This is a genomic window from Cohnella terricola, assembly GCF_007786475.1.
Taxonomy (GTDB): Bacteria; Bacillota; Bacilli; order Paenibacillales; family Paenibacillaceae; genus Cohnella; species Cohnella terricola.
In genome coordinates, this window is the sequence record NZ_VNJJ01000003.1 from 467,196 (window position 1) to 490,331 (window position 23,136).

A 23,136-nucleotide genomic window follows, 5' to 3' on the forward strand; every position below is an offset into this window, starting at 1 on the left:
TAAAATTAAGGACCTAAATCCCGAATATTATTCCGGGCCTAATTCTTTTGACCTATAATTTAGGAAATATTGTTATTAAAGTTCGATAAAAAGACCGAGAAGCTCTCTCTATTGAGAGTTTCTCGGTCCTTCTGGCGTTACTTTCGGACATTACCGTCGAACATTCATTCGCTGTAGCCGGAGCGCGTTAAGCACGACTGAGACGGAGCTTAATGCCATCGCCGCTCCCGCCACCCAAGGCGCCAGCAAACCAATCGCCGCAATCGGTATTCCGAGCGTATTATATCCCAGCGCCCAGAACAGATTCTGCTTGATATTAACCATCGTTTTACGGCTCATATAGATCGCGTCCGGTATGCCGGACAGATCTCCCCGCATCAGAGTTACGTCTGCCGCTTCCATAGCTACGTCCGTGCCGGTCCCGATCGCCATCCCGATGTCGGCCGTCGCTAGAGCGGGGGCATCGTTGATGCCGTCGCCGACCATGGCCACTTTCTTGCCGGAACCTTGAAGCTTTTTCACTTCCGCCGCTTTGCCTTCGGGAAGCACTTCGGCAAGCACGTGTTCGATTCCGACCTGAGCGGCGATCGCTTTTGCCGTCCGTTCGTTGTCTCCCGTGATCATGATGACTTGAATGCCCAATCCCTTTAATCTATCGACGGCATCGCGCGAGGTTTCCTTAATCGTATCCGCGACCGCCACTATGCCCGCGTAGCGGTTGCCGATCGCAACGAGCATCGCCGTTTTCCCCGCTTCTTCTAAAGTAGACATCGTCCCGTACGCATCGGCTGCATCGATCCCATATCGTCCCATTAAACGGCGGGTACCGATCAGAATTCGCTCGCCTTCCACTTCGGCAACGATACCGTAACCCGGAATCGCTTCGAACGATTGTGTTGATGCAAGCTCGATGTTTCTTAACCGAATGCCCGCTACGATCGCTTCGGCAAGGGGATGCTCGGAATTGAACTCGGCGGTGCCGACGAGCCTTAGAAATTTCGTTTCATCGCCTACGGCGAACACATCGGTCAACTCAGGTTTGCCTTTCGTTACTGTTCCCGTCTTGTCGAGAATGACGGTGTCGATCTTATGCGTCTGCTCCAGATGTTCCCCGCCTTTGAACAAAATACCCAACTCGGCCGCGCGCCCCGATCCCGCCATGATCGATGTCGGCGTCGCCAAGCCCAAGGCGCAAGGGCAAGCAATAACGAGAATGGCGATCGCCTTCTCTAAAGCTCCCGCGAAATCGCCGGGCGTTGCCCAGAAGTACCAAACCACGAAGGCAACGATGGCGATGCCGACAACGATCGGAACGAAGATGCCGGAAATGACGTCCGCGACTCGTTGAATCGGAGCTTTCGAGCCCTGCGCCTCTTCCACAACTTTAATAATTTGCGCAAGCGCCGTATCTTTGCCGACCTTCGTCGCTTTGATCCGCAGGATGCCGTTTTTGTTGAGCGTCGCTCCGATGACGGTATCCCCCGGTTTTTTCCCCACAGGGAGACTTTCCCCCGTCAGCATCGACTCGTCCACAGAAGAAGCGCCCTCCAACACTTCACCGTCCACCGGCACTTTATCTCCCGGACGGACAAGGACGATATCGCCCGTTATCACTTGTTCCACGGGGATAGACAACTCTTCGCCATTGCGAACAACCAGAGCCGTCTTCGCTTGCAAGCCCATCAGCGATTTGATCGCCTCGGACGTACGCCCCTTCGCCAGTGATTCGAACAATTTGCCCATGATCACGAGCGTAATCAGAATCGCGCTCGTCTCGTAATAAAGAGAAGGTTCTTGATGCATGCCGACACGGGAGGCATACCAATCAAGCGTCAAATAAAAGCTATAGAAATACGCCGCTGATGTCCCTAGAGACACGAGAACATCCATATTCGCGCTGCCGTTGCGCAGCGCTTTATAAGCTCCGGCGTAAAATTGTCGACCGACGTAAAATTGCACCGGCGTGGCCAGAATCAGCTGGACCCACGGGTTCATGAATAAGTCGGGGATATATATCCACGAAGTAAACGAAAAGTGGGCAACCATGCTCCATAAGAGAGGAAACGACAAGATTGCGGAAATCGCGAGTTTCCTTTGCTGATTTCGGACTTCCTTCGACCTGCTTTCCTCTGCATTCCCGCTCTCTTGCCGCGGAATCGCCTTATAGCCCAACTGCTCGACCTTGTTCTCCATATCGGCGATCGTCACTTGTCCCGAGGCGTATTCCACCCGCGCGGTTTCCATCGCGAAATTAACGGAGGCGCTTGTGACCCCGGGCAGCTTACCAAGCCCCTTCTCGATTCGGTTGGCGCATGCCGCGCAAGTCATCCCGGTAATTTGCAAAGTCGTTTGTTTACTCTCTGTCGCGGCGGATTGTTCCACGTTCGCTCACTCCCAGCCTATCGCCAAGTATTATTTTACGTCGTAACCTTGATCCTCGATCGTTTCCTTGATCCGGTCGATCGTCAAGCGGCTTTCGTCGTACGAGACGTCGACCGTACCGCTTTGAAGATTTACTTTAGCGTCGGCACCGATCTGTTTCAACGCTCCTTCGATAGAGTTCACGCAGTGTTGGCAGCTCATTCCATTTACGTTTAACGTCAAGTTTTGCACTGTGCATCAACCTTTCTCCATTTGATGTTTTTAGTATACCCCTCTACCCTATATTAAGTCAACTCTTTTCGAAAATACCCCCCCACTCTATATCCATATCCACAAAAAAGCAGCATTCGTTAGAAAAGCTGCTCTCATTCCTGGTTTATTTCATCATTTTGTTCATCGTCGTCATCAGTTCCGTCAGTACTTCCATATCGCCTTCCTGAATCCGTTCGATGACGCAGCTCTTCAAATGGTTCTCAAACAGCAGCTTGCCGACTCCGTTTAACGCCGATTGAACGGAAGCAATCTGATTCAGGACGTCGTCGCAATACGTATCCTTCTCGACTAATCCCTTTAATCCCCGAACTTGGCCTTCAATGCGGTTCAATCGACTGATTAGACTGCTCTTGACTTTGTCCGAGTGATGGCTTTTGCGCTCCGCCTCGCCTCCATGGCAGCTTTCCACATGCAGATTATCGCCCTGCGCTAGCATCTCCGTATCCGCGCTCATTCGAGTCGCCCCCTTCCGTTATTCCTTAATATACTCCCATCCCCTATCAAAAGTAAACCGGCGAACGATCGAAATCCGCAAAAAACCGCCCTCCACGGAACAAACCGTAGAAGACGGCATCAACGTTATGCTCGGAAGGCGGTTTCGACAGACTCAAGCGCGCTTACAATCGTTTCAATATAATCTGCCTCCGGATGGCGTTCGCAGTAGGCATGCGCACCCATCGTCGCTCCGACGACCGCTCCTGCAAGTGCGTATACGCCAAGGTCGCCGTTATGTCGTCCGGTTCTCTCCGCAATCAAATCGGCGATCAAAGTCAGCGTACTGGACGTCTGGCTCATGAACGCGGCTCGTAGCTCGGGAGTCGCGGACATCAGCTCCATCCTTATACGGACCGCCTTCCGGTCCTCGTCCGATATGAGAGCCGCCCCTTCGATTACCGCCCTTCGAAACGTCTCGATCGGGTCAAGCTCCGGAGGCTGCCGCCGATAAAGCTCGATGAGCATCGGGTCGAAGTCGTCTTCAATGACAACCGCTTCTTTCGTCTGAAAATATCGAAAAAAAGTGCTGGGCGAAATCTCGGAAGCAGCGGCAATCTGCTCCACCGTCGTTTCCTGATAGCCTTGCTCGCGGAAAAGCCGGATCGCGTTCTGTTGAATGATCGCCCGGGTTTTCAGTTTTTTTCGTTCGCGAAGCCCGAGTTTGGGCTGGTCATCTAAGGTCACGCCTATGCCTCCCGGAATTTGTACGCTATAAGGTTAGTGTACCTTTTTTCGCGGGGACGAGCAACGTTAGACGCCGATCTCACTTGATTGATTCGAGCCGCTATGCACTTCTCCTCTGGGCAGAAATAGGATCGCGCATACCATGCCCGCAAGGGCGATTCCGCCGCAAATCCAGAACATCACATCCATTCCGGAGACAAAAGCGCGGCCGACCGAATCGAGCAACGGCTCCGAAGCGATGCGGTGCGCAGCCGCGGCCCCGGCGGACACGCTCTGCCGGGCCGTCTCGGCAACCGCATCCGGCACCCCATGCAATTGAAGCTTAGAGCGGTATGTGGCATTAAGAGCGGCTCCTAGCAAAGCGACGCCGAAAGTGCCGCCGATTTGGCGCAGCGCCATAATAAGCGCCGAACCGACGCCGCTTCTTTCGGCCGACAGCTCGCCGAGGGCGGCATCCATCGACGTCGGCAGCGACATGCCGAGTCCGAAGCCTGCGAGCGTCAGCCATGCCGCGGCAAAACCGTAGCCGCTGCCCGATTGCGTGAATGCGCCGACGGCGAGACCGGCGGCAAGCATCGCGAATCCGATCGCGGCAACTTGCTTCGTTCCGGCTTTGGCGATTAGGCTTTGGGCGAGTTTGGCTCCGATGATGACCCCTCCGATCATCGGCAGCAGCCTTATGCCCGTCCCAAAGGAATCGAACTGTTGCACCGCCTGGAAATACTGCGGCATGGCGAACATGATACCAAACATCGCGAACGTGACGATTGTGGCCAAAAGCGCGCCCCATGTGAAGCGTGAAGAGCGGAATAAGGATAGATCAATGAGCGGATACGCGATACGCCTCTGCCTCCAGACGAACAAAAGCAACAGGACAACACTTGCAGCGATTGCGGCGAGCGCCGCCGGATCCGACCAACTATGCTCTCCTGTACGGATGACGCCGTAGGTCACGCCCGCAAGCCCGATGCTGGAAGTCGCGATTCCGACGCCGTCGAGCCGCCGGCGCGTTTCGCTCTTCGACTCCGGTAACAGTAGCCCGACGGCAATTAACGCAATCGCGACGAGAGGAAGGTTGATCAGAAACACCGAGCCCCATGCGTAATGCTTGAGCAGCCATCCCCCTAGAATCGGGCCGAGCGGGATGCCGAACATGTTCGCCATAGCCCAGATCATCATCGCTTTCGTACGCTCGGCTCCGTGGAACAGCACAGGCAGGATCGACATCGATAGAGGCATGATGAATGCCGCTCCCAGCCCCAGCAGCGCCCTCATCGCAATCAGCATCGATGACGAATCGGAGATGGCGCATCCCAACGATGCCGCTCCGAATAGAACTAGCGCGATAAGCAGAAACTTTTTGCGCCCGAACCGATCCCCCATCATGCCTGCCGGCAGCAGCACCGCCGCGAGCACGAGATTGTAAGCATCCACGATCCATTGCAAGGAGCTTGTCGAGGCATTGAGATCGGTGGCCAGCGTAGGCAACGCAACGTTCAAAATCGTCATATCCAGCGCAATCGCCAATATGCCGAATGAAAGCGAGCCCAGTACCCACCATTTGCGGTGATCGGATTTACTCATCTTCATATCATCCACCTTTCACGGCCAATTCCCTGCCGATATAATGGTAGTATATTTTATTTGATAGTTACTGTCAAATTATATTTAATATCATTTTTATAGTACAAAAAAGCTGACAGTCCCGAATGGGTTCACAGTCAGCTTCATTTTTTATCCGATATTCGATTTTTGGCCGGTTGCCAGCAGCATTAGAAAAGAGATGCCGATCATAGCAATCGTCCACGCCCACGCCATGCCGGTATGTCCGGCATCGACCGCGACATATATCGCAGTAGGAATCGTTTGTGTCCGTCCGGGAATATTGCCGGCGATCATAAGCGTTGCGCCGAACTCGCCTAATCCGCGCGCAAAGCCGAGTATGTAGGCGGTTATCAGCGAAGGGTAAGCGAGCGGAAGCGCAATGTATCTGAATACTTGCCATTCCGTGGCGCCAGCGGAGCGGCCCGCTTCTTCCAATTGCCGATCCACCGACGCAAACCCGACCTTCATCGTCTGAAAGACGAGGGGAAAAGAGACGACGACTGATGCGATCACGGCTGCCCACCACGTAAAAATAATCGGTGAAGAGAACAGCCACTCCGCAAACCGGCCGATCCAGCTTCTACGACCAAGAAACATGAGCAGAACGAACCCGACAACCGTCGGCGGCAAAACCAGCGGCAGCATCATTGCCGTTTCGAGAAGCGTTTTACCCCTGAAAGATTTCCCGTTTAACGCTCGCGCGACCACAGTCCCGAGGATAATCGTAAGAACGCTTGATAACAGCGCCACTTGCAGCGATAACTGGATCGGCGACCAGAACTCATGCCAATTCAACACTGCTCCTATTGTCCGGAACGAGGAACGGAAAATCCGTATTTCTTGAAAATATCCAGCGCTTCTTGCGTTTGCAGATAGCGATAGAACTCTTCCGCTTCCTTGCCGTGTTTGGTCGCTTTGACGATCCCGATCGGATATTCTACCGGGGCATAGGAATCCGGATTGACAACGAACGTTATCTTCACCTTCTGCGAAGAAAGCGCGTCCGTCTTATAGACGAATCCGGCATCCGCATTCCCCGTCTCCACGTATTGAAGCACTTGTCTGACGTCTTTGGCCTGAACTAGCTTCGGCTGAAGCTTATCCCAAAGATTCGCGGTCGTTAAAGCTTCCTTCGCGTAATTTCCGGCGGGAACGCTTTCCGGGATCCCGATTGCGACTCTCTTGATCTCCGCTGCCGTAAGGGCGTTCTCGTCCGGCAAATCGGCCCTTCCATCCGCCGGAACGACGACGACAAGCTCGTTCGCGAGCAAGTTCGTTTGCTTATCCCCGTCGATTAACTGTCCGTCCACGAGAGCTTTCATGTTTTTTGTCGCCGCCGACAGAAACAAATCCGCCGGAGCCCCTTGTTCTATCTGCTGCTGCAACGCTCCCGACGCGCCGAAATTATAAAGCAGCTTCGTATTGGCATAATTCTCTTCGTAGATGGTTTTAATCTCGTTCAGGGCATCCGTCAAGCTGGCAGCCGCAGAGATCGTCAGCTCCACTTTTTTGTCGGAACAAGCGGCAAACGCTAGACTCATCGCCGCGACCAACATGACGGCCGCTATTCGTTTCGTAACCTTGAACATTTCCCGACTCCCTTCGCGAGTAACCAAGATATCATCAATATCCGATCATTCCGAACTCTTCTTTTCATTCGGGTTAAAGATAACTCCGGCGAACAAAATACACCCAGTCTCGCGATCGACGATCGCTGCGACGAACGGTCTGTTAACCGACATCAAGAAGGGATTCTGCGGCTGCGCGCCCCCGACCTCCATCTCGATCGCGGTTGCGGCCGCCGCCTCCGTTCCTTGTTCGTTGATCTCAATCGCGGACTTATGTTCCGCTTTGCTGATGTACAAATTCGGCGGAGCCGGGGATATTCCAGTGAAATCTCCCTTTACGGAATCAAAGGCTTCCCGTATGCCGAGTACATTCAGAGCATCGTTTAACGTCGCGGAGAAGTCCAATTTGACTTTCGGAAGCTCAATTCGGCCTGGACGCTCTTCGAAAGCTTCCGTCAGCAGGGAAGGATCCGAACCGATCTGGCTGACCAATCGATCGAGCGTTCCGATTGATTGGTCGGGGAGAACGATCGCCATGTATGCCGATTCGTTCTTTCCGTAAGGAAGCTTGATCGCTTCGTAGCCTTCCTTTTCCGTGTATTCGTAATACCCGCCTTTCGTCATCATATCCGTCTCGACGTACTCGCCGTCCGCGACGAAAAACTTGGCTTTCGCCGTATTCTGGGCCCGGAACGGCTCCTTCCATGCGCCGTTGAAATAGACTGCGTTCAACAAATATAGGGCGGCGTCGGGCTCTACACGCTCAAGCATCCGCTTGATCTTGCCGTTCGTCGCTTCCTCCACCCATTTGTTCATTTGTTTAAGCGTCTTAGTATCCTTGAAATCGGACCGATTCGTTTCCGCATTAAAATCGTTCCGACCGATGCGCAGAAACTCGTCGTAAACAGGTTGGTCGTCCCGCAGCCACAAGGAATTCGCGATATGCGTTTCCACTCCATCGTCAATCGGATGGCTTAGCAGATCGACGAGCACCCGGTAACCACGCCCGATTTCCTCTTTTTTCAAGCCTTGTAATCCGAGCGCCTTCTCCATCTCCGCAGCCGTCTCTCCAGATGCCCCGACCGACACTAGAGATAGCGCTTCCGCGATGCTTAAGGGTGAAAGAAATATATTTTTTTTCGGTTTCGTTCGGTATAATTCCCCGAACAATTCAACCCCGAAACGGTTCGCGGACTGTACGATCCGCGGATCAAGATCATCCATCGTATATGCGCTGTTGGTACGCTCCTGTAGCTTGCTCCTTTCCGAATCTCCGTTCGTACGGGTGCAGCCAGAGCTGGCTACGATTGCGGCCAGCATGATCAATCCAATCTTTTTGCGCATTCAGATTCCCCCTATTTTTTTCTGTTTAACTAGAAAAGACGCAATTCGTCTCTCCGATGTTGCAACATGTAAAATTAGGGGGCTTTCCTCAATCCGAAGCCTTAAGGCTGTTATTCGCCGCAATCACGAATTGTTCGAAGAATGCGTCGTCTTCTTCAAGGCGTTCGTCCACCGCCTGAATTTCTTCTTCACTGCCGGATTGGGAACCGAAGTTAAGCGCGTAGCTCCAATTGTTCCTTCCGTTATCGCTTTGAATCGTCACTTCATAAGGCTGTTTATGTTGTTCCACTTCGAATTGGATTTGTCCTACATAACCCGTTTCCTCATCGTGAGTCATTTTAGCGCTAATAATGTGAACTTTCATTTCTTCACCTCCCTCAACATGATACATATTGTATCTTATTTTATCAATCCCATTTGGTAAAACAAAGAAGTAGCGGAGATTCGTTTCTTATTTTCACTTGACATGATACATTATGTATCATAAATTTAATTTAAGCCATTTCATTTCGGGGCAAGGAGATATGAATGATGAACATGGGAGAAAGATTGCGCGAATTGCGCTTACGCCGCAAAATCTCGCAAGAGGAAGTCGCGCGCAATATCGGCATTACGCGATCTGCATATAGCCATTACGAGATCAATAACCGGCAGCCGGTGTATGATACCTTAATTAAATTAGCGGTTTTTTTTGACGTATCGCTTGATTACATCATTGGAGGAACACAGCACCGGGATCCGCTCGGACACTCTTCCCCGGATTCCCGGGAACTGTTGAACTTGTTTCGGAGCATGAATCAGGAACAGCGACAGAAATCCCTAACGCTCATTTCCGATTTCATGCATCAAGAGGATAGCGGTTAGCGCACGGTTACGGGTACGAGAATGCGGAACACGCCGCCTCCCTCCTCCGAGTTGTGCGCGCTGATCAGCCCGCCATGCAGTTCGACGATCTCTTTGACGATCGATAAGCCTAATCCGCTCCCCCCGGAAGCGGAATTCCGGGAGTCGCTTTTTCGATAGAAACGATCGAAAATATGAGGCAAATCCGCCTGATCGATGCCAAGCCCGCTGTCCACGACCTTGATCTCCACGAAAGGCATGTCCCGCAGCGAGGCCATCGTGATACCGATTGTACCGCCTTCCGGTGTATGCCTGATCGCGTTGTACAACAAATTCGCGAAGACGCGGTCCATCCGCCGCATATCGATAGCCACCGTCGTTTCTTCATCGGCATCGTCTTCAATCCGGCAGAAGAAGTTGATGCCCTTGCTTTGCATTTCCAATCCGTATTGCTCCATTAATCTTTCTTTCCACCAAGAGAGCGGCACATTCTCAATCGACAATTCAACCTTGCGCGCCTCGAGGACGGACAGTTCGAACAAATCCTGAATGAGCGAGTTCAGCCCTTCAACCTTCGTCAACATCGACCGGATCGTCTTGTCTCGTTGCGCCGGTTCGGAAATGACGTTGTCTCTTAATGCCTCCAAATACCCTTGCAACAGCGTGATTGGCGTCCGCAAGTCGTGCGAAATGTTGCTGATCAACTGTGTTCGCGACTTTTCCATCCTCTGCAACTCTTCTGTGCGTTCTTCGATTCTCTCTTCCAGCGAGCTGTTCCACTCGATCAATTGCGCGGACATTCTCTCCGCTTTCTCATGCGTCAGCGAGAATCTAAGCGAAATAATAAAGGAGTTCATGACGATCAAGAACAACTGACCGAATGGCACCAAATCGATCGAACGCGACCAACCATTATAGAACAAAATATCGTTTATGATCGTCACGACGAGTCCCGCGACCCCGATCAGCGCAAGCTTCGCTCCTTCGCGGCGTCGCTTGGCGGACAATACGAGACCGATCAGGACCCGCGTGCTAAACAGCAACAAATAGAGTTGGAACGCGATGACCCACGACGTAAATTGCGAAGGCGACGCGACCAGCACGAACAGCACCAGCAAGACGGCGCACCCGCCGGAGAGCTTGATCCAGAATCGTCTGATCTCGAGCGGGTACATCGATTGGAAATAAACCAGCCCCGCCCAACACGCCAACACCAAGGAGATATACTCCAGCCTGATCGAGAGCACCCATGTGATCTCGTCGATCCACCGGACGATAAAGCCTTCTCCGATCAAGCCCATTCGCAAACCGACGAACAGGCATAACAAGGCGAACATCAAGTTGGCGATTTCTTTGCGCCTTAACACGTACAACCCAAGATGGTAAAAACCGATCATAACCAAAGCGCCGAGAATGACGAGTTCCTGGGCTGCATGTCGTGTTTGCAGATTCTGAATCCGATCGGCGTCGCCCATGACGATCGAAGTTCGAATGCCGCCGTAACGGTGGTCGTAATTAGCCACGACCAGCTTCAGTTCCGTCCGATCACTCCGCGCGTTAAAATAAACGGTGGCAGGAAGCTGGTAAGGTACCGTCAAATCCGGCTGATAGTCCGCTCTCCCCCGCGACATCATCGGCTCCCCGTCGATGGACAGTTCATAGGCCGTTGAGATGTTCGGGAGACGAATCGCCATCATGTCTCGTTCATTTCTGTGCAGGATTGTCAACCGATATATGCCGTAGCCGTAATCTCGCAATTCCGAGCCGTTTCCCATTTCCTCGTAGTCCCACGTTCCCGGGACATCAATCGTGGATGCCGTAAAGTTGGGATTCTCGCCGTTATCTCCACTTGATTCGAGCCACTCAAAGCTCCACTCTCCATCAAGCGAAGCGATTCCGTCCTCTTTCCAGGACCATTCTCTCAGATCGATCGTTCCGTTCTCGGCTCGCGGCGATGGCGTCGATTGCTGCGATGAAGGAGAGCAGCCGCTTAACAACGCGAACAACAGCAAGAAGACCATTACGATCCACGTTCTTCCCCATCCATATCCTGTTGATCTTGCCGCGTTTCGGGATGCCAAGGTGTTCCTCTCCCTTTATCAGTCGCTCCGAGTCCGTTCCGCATGCGAAATGGTTTCGAACGTCATTTTAACGGTGCATTGATTACTCGTCAACGCTTTCGTTATAATAAGGCATTAAGTGCTTTTGTACGGGGGAGAAAAATGAACAGTTTCGAAGGTTCGATTCTAGTCGTGGATGACGAACGGGAAATTACGGAATTAATCAGCCTATACTTGGAAAAGGAAGGGTATGACGTTCTTACTTCCGATAACGGAATCGAGGCGATACGAATCGCGGAAGCTCTCATTCCCGATTTGATCGTGCTGGATGTCTCGCTCGACCGCATGGACGGAATCGAAGTATGCCGCACTTTACGCCAAGGGGTATGCGCCGATGTTCCTATTTTGTTCTTGAGCTGTAAGTCGGAGGATCAAGATATTATACGTGGCCTGTCCGAAGGCGGAGACGACTATATCACGAAACCTTTCAGCCCTAGTCAGCTCGTTGCAAGAATTCAAGCGCATATTCGCAGACGGAGGACGAGAGAGAGAAGTACGGAAGATCAAACCGCCTTGCTCAGCTTTCCCGGTCTCGATATCGACTTCCGCAGCATGGAGGTCCGCATGGGAGATGAGCTTATTTTCTTGTCCGCAAAGGAGTTTGAACTGCTCACTGTACTAGCCAGAAACCCGAACAAAGTATTCCCTCTTGAGGAGTTGTACCAACGCGTCTGGCAATCGGACAGCATGGGCGACACGCGCACGCTTATGGTTCACGTCAGCAACCTCAGAAAAAAGATGGAACCGGATCCCGCTCGCCCGCGCTGGATCCAAACGGTGCGCGGATTTGGATATCGGTTCAGTCCGGCATTAAGCTGTGATGAAACGCTCTCTACTTAAAAACAGAACAAAGGAAGATAGACAATGATGAGAATGGCGCAAGATTGGCAAGATTACGAACTGCTGGATACCGGCAACGGAGAAAAATTGGAACGCTGGGGAGACGTCATCCTACGGCGCCCCGACCCGCAGATTATTTGGCCGTTAAAATCCGAGAACTCAGAATGGAAACAAGCCGACGGCCACTACCACCGAAGCAGCAGCGGCGGAGGACAGTGGACGTATAAGCGTCCGCTGCCTGAACGTTGGAACATCGCTTACGGTCCGCTTAAATTTCATATCAAACCGACCAGTTTCAAACATACGGGATTATTCCCTGAACAAGCCGTCAACTGGAGCTGGATGATGAACAAAATCCGCGAGGCGAACCGTCCGATTCGCGTGCTGAACTTGTTTGCTTATACGGGGGGAGCCACTGTGGCGGCCGCGGCCGCCGGAGCAGAAGTATGCCATGTGGACGCCGCCAAAGGCATGGTTCAATGGGCGAAGGAAAACGCCGAATTGTCGGGACTCGGCTCCGCGCCGATCCGATATATTACGGACGACGTTTTCAAATTCGTGCAGCGCGAACAAAGACGCGGGCGGCAATACGAAGCCATCATCATGGATCCACCCTCTTATGGCCGGGGACCGAATGGGGAAATGTGGAAACTAGAAGAAAATCTGTTTCCCTTCTTGGAATCCTGCGTATCCATCCTGTCCGACAAACCTCTGTTTGTCTTGGTGAACTCCTATACGACCGGATTCTCCCCTACCGTGCTCAGCAATCTGCTCCAACTCTCCATTAGCCGCAAATTCGGAGGTAAGCTGGACTGCGGGGAAGTCGGATTGCCGATTACGAGAAGCGGAATGACGCTGCCTTGCGGAATATACGGACGATGGGAAAGCGAAGATTGATAGACTATTCGCATATGCGAAGGAGGCCGGAAGGGCCGATGAAGACGCAAGTATCCATATTGGGAATATGCCTGCTTGCTGCCGCGCTTACCGCCTGCTCGCTTGATTCGCCAAGCGGCGCGTCCGCAACGGCTTCGGCTCGGTCATCGCCTGTATCCGTCGTCGCACAGGCGCCTGTTATACCTCCGTCCGAGTCGCCCGAGCGGCTCTCAACGCTGCCGACAGAGCCCGTCGTCCGGAGAGCGACGCTGCTTGCAGTCGGAGATATTATGTCCCATATGCCGCAACTGCCTGGATATTACAACGCCAAGAGCCAGAACTACGACTTTACGCCCTGGTTTGCGCAGGTCAAACCTATCCTGGAGAAGGGCGATTGGGTCATCGGCAACCTCGAGACGCCGATCGCCGGTAAAGACTTGAAATTTACCGGATTTCCGCGCTTTAACGCTCCGGATGAGCTGGCGTTCGCGATTAAGCAATCCGGCATTCAGCTCGTCTCGACGGCGAACAACCACTCGCTCGACAGAGGCGTTCCGGGCGTAAGGAGAACTCTGGGCACTGTTCGCAAGGCCGGCCTGATCCCCGTGGGCACTTCCGTAAGCTTGACGGATAGATCGCGGAAAGTGATCGAAGAGAGAAACGGCATTCGCCTCGGTTTCCTCGCTTATACATATGGTACGAACGGCATCCCCTTGCCCGCGGACAGCGCCTATGCCGTAAACTTAATCGATCCGGATACGATTAAGAGGGACATCGCCAGCCTGCGGCAGGCAGGCGCGGAAGCCGTCGTCGTCAGCCTGCATTTCGGAGTCGAGTATCAGCGGATGCCGAATGCAGAGCAGAAACAGCTCGTTCGCGAGCTCGTGAAGGCCGGTGCCGATATCGTTCTCGGTTCCCACCCTCACGTCGTACAGCCCTACGAAGAGATCGACGTTCCCGCTTCGGAGAGCGAAGACGGAACGGCCAAGAAAGGCATCGCAATCTACTCGCTAGGCAATTTCATCTCCAATCAGACCGGGAATTGGAAAGACGTCGGATTGATTTTCGGCGTGCAGTTGACGAAAACCGTCCATCCAGACGGAACGTCGGATATTCGCTGGGAGAAGATTACGACGACTCCGACTTGGGTGCACATTGTTTGGAACAATAAAGTTAGGTATTATACGATCATCCCGATGCAAGCCGCAATTCAAAATCGCAATATTCCCGGATTAACGGCCAACGATTATACGAAAATGAAAACGATGCTTAACGGAATCAATAAGCATCTGCTTCAGCTTCGTGCCGGCTAAAGGATTATAATGAAAAGCCCTTCCCGCTGAATGACACTGGGAAGGGCTTTTCCTATTACGCTAACCTGCGACCGTGGATTCGATACCGCTTACATGCTCGAGTTCGCTGCTCGTTTCTTCTTTGTCCTTCTTCGGTTCCGCCGCCGCAGCGGAATCTCTAGTCCCGGACACCTTGCCAATCAGGTAGACGAGCAATTGCCGATTGTGGCTCGATATTCTTTCCAGCGACCGATTCACGATCGCGCTGCGGACGGCGACTCCCCGCTCTACCTCCGCACGCCCCAGCTCCGTCATCGTGACCCATACGATTCTGCGGTCTCCCTCATCCCGGTTTCTCTCGACGAGTCCTGCCCGCTCCATCCGGTCGAGCAGCGTCGTTATAGCCGCGGGAGTCGTCTCCAGATACGGGAGCAAATCCGATGGTTTCATAGGCTCGTACGTCTGCAAGAGCTCCAGCACCTCAAGTTGTCCTGCCGTCAGTTGCGGAGCAAGCTCCGTTTCCATCTGCGCGTTCCAATCCTTCGAAAGCTTCGTCCAGCTTTTCACAAATTCCGCCGCATGATCCATAGATACGCTCCTTTCATCCCGAACAATGCCTTCTCTTTTATTATACTCAGAGCCTTTGTCGAAAGATAGTTTAATGCAATTAAATATTTGCGACATAAATCCGCACGGAAACGAACACCGCGACAATCGGCGACATATATTGGTTACGAAATATGGGTATTCGCGGAGAAAAACGGTAATGGAGGAGGCAGCGCCAATGTCCTCTAACGATCAAAAAATCAAAATGATCGGCCAGATGGCCCGTAACGCCGGCTTAATAGAAGACCCCCAGTGGCTGGACCGGCTCGAAGAACCGGTGCCCCTGTGGGTCGTCTTGGATTTGTTATTGCGTTGGATCGATCGGACCGAACCGAACGGCGGCCCGTACGACTGATCCTGTTTATGTTGTAGAAAGCGGCTTAGTGAACGCTTCGACGAGCGTGTCGCTGCGATCGACGGCCATCAACAGCTTGCCTTGCCCTCTTCTATCGTCGAGCGGCGCGTTCTCGGAGGAGAATTCCGATACCGCGCCGTTTGCTGTCAGAGCGAGCAAACTTACGGCTTCTTTAACATGGAATGCGGCGATCAATTTCGTACCGTTCGGGCGGACCCTCTTGCCTTCCTTGAACTCAAATGTCTGAATCCCTTTGCCTCCGCGGCCCTGCTGAGGATAATCAAGCAGGAGCGACCTCTTGGCGTATCCGTAGTCGGAAAGCACCAGAATTTCCCCTTCATCCTCGGACACGACAACGGCGTCCGCGATGTGATCGCCTTCCTTAAGCGTAATGCCGCGCACGCCGCCGGCAACACGGCCTTGCACACTCACTTCTTCCCGGTTGAACCGAATGCTCATTCCTTGCTCCGTCACGAGCAACAAGTCCTCCGCTTGATCGGAACGAATGACTTTGACGATCTCGTCTCCGTCGGCGACTTTGCAGGCGGCGATCGCCATGTTCCGCGTCGTCGCGTAGTCGGTGAGAGGCGTCCGTTTCACTTGCCCGCGCTTCGTGAAGAATAAGAGCATCGGACTCGTTCCGGAGGTGTCTTCTCCTTCCGCGGAGGAAGACGTAAGCTCCGCGCTCTTCGCTTGGACAACGCCAACGATCCGATCGTCCTTCGCCATAGGCAGCACGTTAACGATTGCCGTTCCGGTATCCTTCCACTTGAACTCGGGAATCTGATGGACGGGCAGCAGATAGTAATAACCCTTCTGCGTGAACAAGAGCAGCGGGTCCAACGTGCTGACGCCCATACTCCAGCGAATGACGTCGCCTTCCTTCACGCCGGCGCTTTCGAGCTCACCGCCGGAACGCGTGAATGAGAGCAAGCTCGTCCGCTTGATATAACCTTCGCGGCTGAACGTTACGAGCACGTCTTCCGCCGGGACCATCACTTCCAGATTAACTTTGATCTCTTCCACTTCGCCCTGAATGACGGAGCGCCGATCGATGCCGTATTTGTCTCTGATTACCGTCAGCTCGTCTTTGATGACGTTCAGCAGCTTGCGCGGGCTTTCGAGAATCGCCCGAAGTTGGGCGATTTTCTTGAGTGTATCGCCATGCTCCTTCTCCAACTGCGTAATTTCCAGGTTGGTTAAGCGATAAAGCTGCAAGGTCAAGATGGCGTCCGCTTGCCGCTCGGAGAAACCAAACTTCTCGACCAGATTATTTTGCGCGTCATGCCTGTTCTTCGATGCTTTGATCGTCTCAATAATCTGATCCAGCAGATTTAGCGCTTTAACAAGCCCTTCCAGGACGTGCGCGCGGTCTTCCGCCTTCTCTAGGTCGTATTGGGTACGATGCGTAACGACTTCCTTCTGATGGTCGATATAGGCCTCTAGCATAGGCTTGATGCCAAGCTGGCGAGGCGCCTTGTTGACGATCGCGACCATATTGAAACTGTATGTCGTCTGAAGATCGGTCTTCTTTAGTAAATATGCGAGAATGCCTTCGGCGTCGGCGTCCTTCTTCAGCTCAACGACGATACGCAGTCCGTTCCTGCCGCTCTCGTCGCGGACTTCCGCGATGCCTTCTACTTTCTTCTCCAAACGAAGATTGTCGATGGCGTTGACCAGCCTGGATTTCACGATCTGATACGGAATTTCCGTAATGACAATCTGCTGCTTGCCGCCGCGAATTTCTTCGATTGCCGTTTTGGAACGGATATGGATTTTTCCTTTGCCCGTCTCGTACGCTTCCCGAATCCCGTCCGCGCCCATGATCAGTCCGCCCGTCGGAAAATCGGGACCTTTCATGATCTCCATCAACTCTTGAACGCCGATATCCGGTTTGTTCATGACGGCCACGCAAGCATCGATAACCTCGCGCAGATTGTGCGTCGGAATCTCCGTAGCGAATCCCGCCGATATGCCGGAGACGCCGTTAACGAGCAAATTCGGATAACGGGAAGGAAGCACGACCGGTTCCTTGGCCGTGTTATCGAAGTTATCCTTGAATAGCACCGTTCTTTTCTCGATATCCCGCAGCAGCTCCATCGAGATGTGCGATAAGCGAGCTTCCGTGTACCGCATGGCCGCGGCAGGGTCATCGTCCATCGAACCCCAGTTGCCATGCCCGTCTACGAGCATATGCGCCATTTTCCACGGCTGGGCCATCCGGACCATGCCTTCGTAGATGGAAGAGTCGCCATGCGGATGGTAGTTGCCCATGACGTCGCCAACCGTCTTGGCCGACTTACGGTAAGGCTTGTCCGGCGTATTGCCCGATTCGTACATCGCGTACAGAATCCGGCGCTGCACCGGCTTCAGCCCGTCGCGAACGTCGGGAATCGCGCGGTCTTGAATAATATATTTGGAATAGCGTCCGAAGCGGTCTCCCACGACCTCCTCCAGAAACGCCGGTAAAAAATTCTCAAGTAGGCTCACTGCTTATTGCCCCCTAGTATTTTATGGGTACGAGTCCTGAAAAATTGGGCCAAAACCTTACTCCTCGTACTCCGTGAAATCAACGTTCTCGATGATCCAGCGCTTGCGAGGGTCGACCTTGTCGCCCATCAGCGTGGAAACGCGGCGCTCCGCCTTGGCCGCATCCTCGATCTGAACCTGCAGGAACGTACGCGTCTCGTAATTCATCGTCGTCTCCCACAATTGATCGGGATTCATCTCGCCCAAGCCTTTGTAACGTTGCAGTTCCGCGCCTTTACCGAGCTCTTTCGTATAGATATTGAGTTGCTCGTCGGTCCAGGCATAACGCACCGTCTCGAGCTTGCCGGATTTCCTCGTGATTTTATACAGCGGCGGCTGCGCGATGAACACTTTGCCCGCGTCGATGAGCGGTTTCATGTACCGATAGAAGAACGTCAGCAGCAGCACTTGAATATGCGCGCCGTCCGTGTCCGCATCGGTCATGATGACGATTTTCGAATAGTTGCATTCTTCGACGTCGAATTCCGAGCCGATCCCCGCTCCGATGGCGGAGATAATGGCCTTATACTCGTCGTTCTTCAGAATGTCGACCAGCTTCGACTTCTCGGGGTTCATCGGCTTGCCCTTCAGCGGTAGTATCGCCTGATACTTCGAGTCCCTTCCTTGCTTGGCGGAACCTCCCGCGGAGTCCCCTTCCACGATGAACAGCTCATTGCGCGAGCTGTCCTTGGATTGCGCCGGGGTCAGCTTGCCGCCGAGGCTTGCGCTCTCGCTCCGCTTCTTGCCGCTGCGGATCTCCTCGCGCGCCTTGCGGGCCGCTTCGCGAGCTTTGGACGCTTGAACGGCTTTGCGGATAAGCAGCTGGCCAACCTGTGGATTTTCCTCCAAGAACACCGTCATCTTGTCCGTCGCGACAGCGTCGACCGCGCTCCTTGCGGAGGCGCTGCCGAGCTGGTCCTTCGTCTGACCGACGAATTCCACTTCCGACATTTTAATGTTGATGACAGCCATCATGCCTTCCCGCAAGTCGTTGCCTTCCAGGTTCTTTTCCTTTTCCTTGAGCTGTCCCGTTTTGCGGGCGTACTCGTTCATGACCCGAGTATAGGCGGTTTTGAACCCTGTCTCGTGGGTGCCCCCGCCACGAGTCGGAATCGCGTTGACGAAAGATGCAATCGTCTCCGTGTATCCGTCGTTATATTGCAAGGCGATCTCGACTTCGATATCGTCCTTCTCCGCGGTAAAATGAATGACGTCGTGAAGCACCGACTTCTCTTCGTTCAAGAATTGCACGAATTGCCGGGCTCCGCCCTCGTAATGATACGTGTCCGATTTGCCATTGCGCTCGTCCTTGATGCTGACCTTTAAGCCGGAATTCAGGAACGCGATCTCTTGCAGCCGTTCCGACAGCGTGTCATAGTTCATGCTGACGTTGCCATGGAACACTTTCGGATCGGGTTTAAACGTTACCTTTGTTCCGGTTCTGTTCGTATTACCGATGACTTCAAGACCGGTTACCGGTTCACCGACGTGTTCGATGCCTTTGTCGTCGACCCACGTCTCGAATCTCATCCTATGTATTTTGCCCTCGCGATAAATCTCGACTTCGAGCCATTCGGATAAAGCATTCGTTACCGAGGCGCCTACGCCGTGCAGCCCTCCGGATTTCTTGTACCCGCCTCCGCCGAATTTGCCGCCAGCGTGCAGGATCGTATAGACAACCTGCGGCGTCGGGATGCCGCTCTTGTGCATACCCGTCGGAATTCCCCGTCCATTGTCGACGACGGTGACGGAATTGTTGGCGTGAACGGTGACGCTGATCTGCGAGCAGAACTTGGCCAAATGCTCATCCACGGCGTTATCGACGATCTCCCATAATAGATGGTGCAGACCCGACGTCGTCGTGCTGCCAATGTACATCCCCGGCCGTTTGCGGACGGCGGTCAAGCCTTCCAGAATCTGAATATCATCCGCGCCGTATTCACTTCCGGCAATGGCCGCGGTTTCTGTGAACATATCCATTTGATCGGTCACGAACGGACCTCCTTGCGTGATCTCTCGCGTTTGCTCTCGACAAACACAACTCCATTTATTTTAATTCAAGATGTCTTGCTTCGTAAAGACAGTGAATGAAACGATTAGTGCCGCGGCAGCCCAAATGCCAAGCACGGCAAGGGAAAAACCAAGCGACATCCCTTCGATCGGAGGCGGCGTTCCCCGCAAATATCCCGATAGCTCGAGATTGACGTTAAACAAGTATTTAGCACTTTTCCACGAAGAGGCCATATTAGCGAGAATCGTTCCGGCGATAATCGTCGCCATCATCGTTACGAAGCTGGCGGCCGTGCTGCGTACGAGAACCGATACCATAAGGGCGATTATGGCGACAACCATAGCGGAAAACCAGATCAAGCCGGATTGCATGAGCAAATATACTCCTTGCGTTATGGCATGCACGTTCGCCGTGTCCACGTCCGCGCCCCGGATATGAAATCCGACGAACACCGGCTCGCCCCAGCCTGCGTATCCGAAGACGAGTCCGGATATCGCGTAACAGAGCAGAACCGTCACGACCAAGATCAATGAGACATATAAGGTCAGCGTTGCCAATTTCGAGAACAAAATTCGCCATCTTCGAACCGGCCGCGTAAGCAGCATTTTGATCGTCCCCGTGGAACGCTCCGACGAAACGAGATCCGAAGCAATCGCAAGCACCATAAGAGGAATGAATAACGAAACCGCGTTGTCCATGAACGTCCTTGTAAACGTTACCGCATTCGGAGTCTGCGGGTTAATGTCGTGATCCAAATAGTATTGCAATTGCTGCACGAGCGCTTTTCTCCATTGTTTCCACTCTTCGGGAATGCGGTTGCTGCTCAGAGCGTTAGTATTATCCGTGATCCGGCTTTGCAGTTCGCTTCGCCAGTCCTCGTTAAACTTGTCGGCGCTGTTCTGAGCGATTTTCATTTGGGCATAGACGAATATGGGGATCAGAATCAGCAAAATGAGCACGACGACCGCGAATCTTTTTTTCTTCCATACTTTAGTCGTCTCATTTCGGATCAGAGCTAATAGATTAACCAATCTTCTCACCCTCCGTCAACTTCAGGAATAGCTCCTCCAAGGAAGGCGCGACGCGTTGGACGGATTGGACGCCTATTCCGGCAGCCACCAACCGGTTGACCCAATCGGTTACGAGCAACTCATCCATTACCGTAACGATCGGTTCATTTAATGTAGTGAGCAGCGACTCGTCTATGCGATGCTGATTCTCGGGCACGACTTGAACGTCAGGTTGCCCTTCGAACATTTCCTTTACCCGATCGGGCTTATCGACTTGCCATACGGTATACGTGCCGGCCTGGGAAACCAGTTCGTCCACTTCCCCCACGGCGATAACTTCCCCATGAGCGATAATCGCCACGCGGTCGCACATCAACTGAATCTCGCTAAGCAGATGACTGGAGATAAACAAACTCATGCCGCTGCCCGCGAGCATGCGTATGAATTCCCTCAGCTCTTTAATGCCTTTTGGATCGAGGCCGTTCGTCGGTTCGTCCAGAATGAGCAGCTTCGGCTTGCAAAGCAGCGCTTGCGCGATGCCAAGCCGTTGGCGCATACCGAGCGAATACGTTTTCACTTTATCGCCAATACGTGCGTCTAGACCAACGATCTCAACCACCTCGGCGATTCTTCGCTCTGAGATGCCCGGCTGCATACGGGCAAACTGCTCGAGATTTTCCCACCCCGTCATATATCCGTACATCTCTGGATTTTCCACGATGCAGCCTACGTGCGCAAGCGCCCGATCCGGATGCGAATTGATATTTTCGCCGCATATCAAGATCTTGCCCGCCGTCGGTTTGATCAAGTCGACCAGCATGCGGATCGTCGTCGTTTTCCCGGAGCCGTTAGGCCCGAGAAAACCGAAAATCTCACCCGCATAGACGTCAAAAGAAACGTTGCGAATAATCTGCTTGCGACCAATCGATTTCTGCAGATTTTGTACGGACAATACGACTTCTTTGGCATGATCGGCCATCCGCTAAGCCCTCCCCTGCTGCGATTTATTGTAGCGCCTCGACAATTCGGTCCGAAATTCGTTCATACCCCTGAGCATTAGGATGAAAGTGATCCGACGACAGATACTTTTTCAAATCGAACTCGAACAAATCATACGTCGGAATTACCTTCGCGTTTCCGTCCGCCAAAGCCAGGCGATATGCGAACGCGTTCCATTCCGCAACCGTGTCGCTGACCGTCTCTCTCATATCCTGTAAGTCGAAGAAAGCGTTATAAAGACCCACGTAGACAATGCGCGCGTTCGGGTTCGTTTTACGGATTTTGGCTAGAACTTCCTTTAGGCGTGTTTCCACTTCGGGCAGCCGCTCTTTCATAGCCTCGGGGGACAAATCTCCCCCTTCGACGAGCGAACCCCCATTCTGCGCGACCTGAAATAGGTCGTTGCCGCCGATCGTAAGGAGAACGATGTCCGCCTTGGCTATCGCGTTAACGAAGCCTTTCTCATCCAACTTGGCAACCAACTGATCGGCCCGAAGCCCACTAATGGCCATATTGTTGACTAAATAAACCGGCTTGTCCATCCGTTTGGATAGACCGTCGATCGCGCGAGAGACATACCCTTCGCCTGTTGAATCTCCCGTCCCTTTCGTCAAAGAGTCCCCAAGCGCGGTCACGTACAGCTCTTTCTTGGAGCTAATGTCTCCCGCTGACGCCTTCTCCGGCGCGCTAGCTTCCGGTAACGCCAACCCTTCCTTCGGCATCCACGTGTCCTTCAGCGCCCACCCGAAACCGAGAAGCATAACCAGCAGACAAACTAGCGAAGTCAACCCCACTACTTTCCATAGCCAAGATGACGATCTCATTCGCTTCCCCCTCTCCCGGATCCATCGGGTTCTCTTTCCGATTGCAGTCTATACGTCTCAACGATAACGTTTCTTGCAGAATTTATCAAATTAGCCCCTGTGTCGATATCCCGTTCGCTCAGCATCCATTCAATTCTCCTTCGTCGCTATCCCGTTCGCTCAGCATTCACATCCATTTCTCCTTCGTCGCTATCCCTTTCGCTCAGCATTCACATTCATTTCTCCTTCGTCGCTATCCCGTTCGCTCAGCATCCATCTATTTCACCTTCGTCGCTATCCCGTTCGCTCAGCATTCACATTCATTTCTCCTTCGTCGCTATCCCGTTCGCTCAGCATCCATCTATTTCTACTTCGTCGCTATCCCGTTCGCTAAGGAATTTAGACCAAATTCTGATTAGTTGATCCTAAATGGAATAAATTATATGCAAACCTTAATGTAAGAAAGTGTCTGAACCATGGGGATAGCGACAGAGGGAATCC

21 protein-coding genes are annotated in these 23,136 nt (G+C 53.0%); 5 read left to right on the forward strand and 16 right to left on the reverse strand.

Annotated features, from left to right (window positions below; all coding sequences use genetic code 11):
- Window positions 1-150 precede the first annotated feature (150 nt).
- From FPZ45_RS07815 to FPZ45_RS07850, 9 genes are all read right to left on the reverse strand, one after another.
- On the reverse strand, window positions 151-2,382 hold the full coding sequence (locus tag FPZ45_RS07815) for a heavy metal translocating P-type ATPase (RefSeq protein ID WP_246120358.1): 2,232 nt from the start codon (window positions 2,380-2,382) through the stop codon (window positions 151-153).
- A gap of 30 nt (window positions 2,383-2,412) precedes the next feature.
- Window positions 2,413-2,613, reverse strand: coding sequence for a copper chaperone CopZ (gene copZ / locus FPZ45_RS25680; protein WP_246120359.1), 201 nt, complete (start codon window positions 2,611-2,613; stop codon window positions 2,413-2,415).
- Window positions 2,614-2,758: 145 nt separating this feature from the next.
- The gene (locus tag FPZ45_RS07820; protein ID WP_144700097.1) at window positions 2,759-3,091 is read right to left on the reverse strand and encodes a metal-sensitive transcriptional regulator; all 333 of its coding nucleotides are present in this window, start codon (window positions 3,089-3,091) and stop codon (window positions 2,759-2,761) included.
- A 143-nt stretch (window positions 3,092-3,234) separates the two neighbouring features.
- Window positions 3,235-3,834: an acyl-CoA-like ligand-binding transcription factor gene (locus tag FPZ45_RS07825; protein ID WP_246120360.1), complete on the reverse strand. Its 600-nt coding sequence runs from the start codon at window positions 3,832-3,834 to the stop codon at window positions 3,235-3,237.
- Window positions 3,835-3,900: 66 nt separating this feature from the next.
- Window positions 3,901-5,424, reverse strand: a complete 1,524-nt coding sequence (locus FPZ45_RS07830) for an MFS transporter (protein WP_246120361.1) — start codon at window positions 5,422-5,424, stop codon at window positions 3,901-3,903.
- Window positions 5,425-5,568: 144 nt separating this feature from the next.
- Window positions 5,569-6,234 (reverse strand): molybdate ABC transporter permease subunit, encoded by a 666-nt coding sequence (modB, locus tag FPZ45_RS07835; RefSeq protein WP_144700035.1) that lies wholly within the window; start codon window positions 6,232-6,234, stop codon window positions 5,569-5,571.
- A gap of 8 nt (window positions 6,235-6,242) precedes the next feature.
- A complete protein-coding gene (gene modA, locus FPZ45_RS07840; RefSeq protein ID WP_144700036.1) occupies window positions 6,243-7,028 on the reverse strand; it encodes a molybdate ABC transporter substrate-binding protein in 786 nt (261 codons plus the stop codon).
- Window positions 7,029-7,073: 45 nt separating this feature from the next.
- Window positions 7,074-8,351: a serpin family protein gene (locus FPZ45_RS07845; RefSeq protein WP_144700037.1), complete on the reverse strand. Its 1,278-nt coding sequence runs from the start codon at window positions 8,349-8,351 to the stop codon at window positions 7,074-7,076.
- Between the two features lie 88 nt (window positions 8,352-8,439).
- Complete coding sequence (locus tag FPZ45_RS07850) at window positions 8,440-8,715, reverse strand: hypothetical protein (RefSeq protein ID WP_144700038.1); 276 nt, start codon at window positions 8,713-8,715, stop codon at window positions 8,440-8,442.
- A gap of 164 nt (window positions 8,716-8,879) precedes the next feature.
- On the opposite strand from FPZ45_RS07850, the gene FPZ45_RS07855 reads away from it, so the two are divergent.
- Window positions 8,880-9,215 carry a helix-turn-helix domain-containing protein gene (locus FPZ45_RS07855; RefSeq protein ID WP_342780030.1) on the forward strand — a complete coding sequence of 112 codons (336 nt, stop codon included), beginning with the start codon at window positions 8,880-8,882 and terminating at the stop codon, window positions 9,213-9,215.
- Here FPZ45_RS07855 and FPZ45_RS07860 read toward each other — a convergent pair.
- Window positions 9,212-11,275, reverse strand: coding sequence for a sensor histidine kinase (locus FPZ45_RS07860; protein WP_144700039.1), 2,064 nt, complete (start codon window positions 11,273-11,275; stop codon window positions 9,212-9,214). The two genes, FPZ45_RS07855 and FPZ45_RS07860, sit on opposite strands and share 4 nt — an antisense overlap.
- Window positions 11,276-11,416: 141 nt before the next feature.
- On the opposite strand from FPZ45_RS07860, the gene FPZ45_RS07865 reads away from it, so the two are divergent.
- The 3 genes from FPZ45_RS07865 to FPZ45_RS07875 are packed head-to-tail and all read left to right on the forward strand — an operon-like array spanning window position 11,417 to window position 14,343.
- Window positions 11,417-12,154, forward strand: coding sequence for a response regulator transcription factor (locus FPZ45_RS07865; protein WP_144700040.1), 738 nt, complete (start codon window positions 11,417-11,419; stop codon window positions 12,152-12,154).
- Between the two features lie 27 nt (window positions 12,155-12,181).
- Entirely contained in the window at window positions 12,182-13,051 is an 870-nt protein-coding gene (locus FPZ45_RS07870; RefSeq protein ID WP_144700100.1) for a class I SAM-dependent methyltransferase, read from the forward strand.
- A 38-nt stretch (window positions 13,052-13,089) separates the two neighbouring features.
- On the forward strand, window positions 13,090-14,343 hold the full coding sequence (locus FPZ45_RS07875) for a CapA family protein (protein WP_186438275.1): 1,254 nt from the start codon (window positions 13,090-13,092) through the stop codon (window positions 14,341-14,343).
- Between the two features lie 60 nt (window positions 14,344-14,403).
- Here FPZ45_RS07875 and FPZ45_RS07880 read toward each other — a convergent pair whose 3' ends face one another.
- On the reverse strand, window positions 14,404-14,910 hold the full coding sequence (locus tag FPZ45_RS07880; RefSeq protein ID WP_144700042.1) for a MarR family winged helix-turn-helix transcriptional regulator: 507 nt from the start codon (window positions 14,908-14,910) through the stop codon (window positions 14,404-14,406).
- 196 nt (window positions 14,911-15,106) lie between these two features.
- Here FPZ45_RS07880 and FPZ45_RS25250 point away from each other — a divergent pair, with 196 nt between their 5' ends.
- Window positions 15,107-15,283, forward strand: a complete 177-nt coding sequence (locus tag FPZ45_RS25250; RefSeq protein ID WP_186438276.1) for a hypothetical protein — start codon at window positions 15,107-15,109, stop codon at window positions 15,281-15,283.
- Window positions 15,284-15,289: 6 nt separating this feature from the next.
- Here FPZ45_RS25250 and gyrA read toward each other — a convergent pair whose 3' ends face one another.
- The 5 genes from gyrA to FPZ45_RS07905 form a co-directional block, all read right to left on the reverse strand.
- The gene (gyrA, locus tag FPZ45_RS07885; protein ID WP_144700043.1) at window positions 15,290-17,773 is read right to left on the reverse strand and encodes a DNA gyrase subunit A; all 2,484 of its coding nucleotides are present in this window, start codon (window positions 17,771-17,773) and stop codon (window positions 15,290-15,292) included.
- Window positions 17,774-17,830: 57 nt separating this feature from the next.
- Window positions 17,831-19,792 (reverse strand): DNA topoisomerase IV subunit B, encoded by a 1,962-nt coding sequence (gene parE / locus FPZ45_RS07890; RefSeq protein ID WP_425456993.1) that lies wholly within the window; start codon window positions 19,790-19,792, stop codon window positions 17,831-17,833.
- Window positions 19,793-19,864: 72 nt separating this feature from the next.
- Window positions 19,865-20,854 (reverse strand): ABC transporter permease, encoded by a 990-nt coding sequence (locus tag FPZ45_RS07895; RefSeq protein ID WP_144700045.1) that lies wholly within the window; start codon window positions 20,852-20,854, stop codon window positions 19,865-19,867.
- Window positions 20,847-21,812: an ABC transporter ATP-binding protein gene (locus tag FPZ45_RS07900; RefSeq protein ID WP_144700046.1), complete on the reverse strand. Its 966-nt coding sequence runs from the start codon at window positions 21,810-21,812 to the stop codon at window positions 20,847-20,849. Before FPZ45_RS07900 ends, FPZ45_RS07895 begins: the two co-directional genes overlap by 8 nt.
- Window positions 21,813-21,837: 25 nt before the next feature.
- Window positions 21,838-22,656, reverse strand: coding sequence for a GDSL-type esterase/lipase family protein (locus tag FPZ45_RS07905; RefSeq protein ID WP_144700047.1), 819 nt, complete (start codon window positions 22,654-22,656; stop codon window positions 21,838-21,840).
- Window positions 22,657-23,136: the final 480 nt, after the last annotated feature.

Bases quoted from the DNA above. Each gene is read 5' to 3' on its own strand.
- FPZ45_RS07855 (WP_342780030.1), top strand. From the start codon at position 8,880: ATGATGAACATGGGAGAAAGATTGCGCGAATTGCGCTTACGCCGCAAA.
- modA (WP_144700036.1), bottom strand. From the start codon at position 7,028: ATGTTCAAGGTTACGAAACGAATAGCGGCCGTCATGTTGGTCGCGGCG.
- FPZ45_RS07900 (WP_144700046.1), bottom strand. From the start codon at position 21,812: ATGGCCGATCATGCCAAAGAAGTCGTATTGTCCGTACAAAATCTGCAG.
- FPZ45_RS07870 (WP_144700100.1), top strand. From the start codon at position 12,182: ATGAGAATGGCGCAAGATTGGCAAGATTACGAACTGCTGGATACCGGC.
- FPZ45_RS07875 (WP_186438275.1), top strand. From the start codon at position 13,090: ATGAAGACGCAAGTATCCATATTGGGAATATGCCTGCTTGCTGCCGCG.
- FPZ45_RS07830 (WP_246120361.1), bottom strand. From the start codon at position 5,424: ATGAAGATGAGTAAATCCGATCACCGCAAATGGTGGGTACTGGGCTCG.
- FPZ45_RS07850 (WP_144700038.1), bottom strand. From the start codon at position 8,715: ATGAAAGTTCACATTATTAGCGCTAAAATGACTCACGATGAGGAAACG.
- FPZ45_RS07865 (WP_144700040.1), top strand. From the start codon at position 11,417: ATGAACAGTTTCGAAGGTTCGATTCTAGTCGTGGATGACGAACGGGAA.
- FPZ45_RS07820 (WP_144700097.1), bottom strand. From the start codon at position 3,091: ATGCTAGCGCAGGGCGATAATCTGCATGTGGAAAGCTGCCATGGAGGC.
- FPZ45_RS07845 (WP_144700037.1), bottom strand. From the start codon at position 8,351: ATGCGCAAAAAGATTGGATTGATCATGCTGGCCGCAATCGTAGCCAGC.
- parE (WP_425456993.1), bottom strand. From the start codon at position 19,792: ATGGATATGTTCACAGAAACCGCGGCCATTGCCGGAAGTGAATACGGC.
- FPZ45_RS07880 (WP_144700042.1), bottom strand. From the start codon at position 14,910: ATGGATCATGCGGCGGAATTTGTGAAAAGCTGGACGAAGCTTTCGAAG.
- FPZ45_RS07905 (WP_144700047.1), bottom strand. From the start codon at position 22,656: ATGAGATCGTCATCTTGGCTATGGAAAGTAGTGGGGTTGACTTCGCTA.
- FPZ45_RS25250 (WP_186438276.1), top strand. From the start codon at position 15,107: ATGTCCTCTAACGATCAAAAAATCAAAATGATCGGCCAGATGGCCCGT.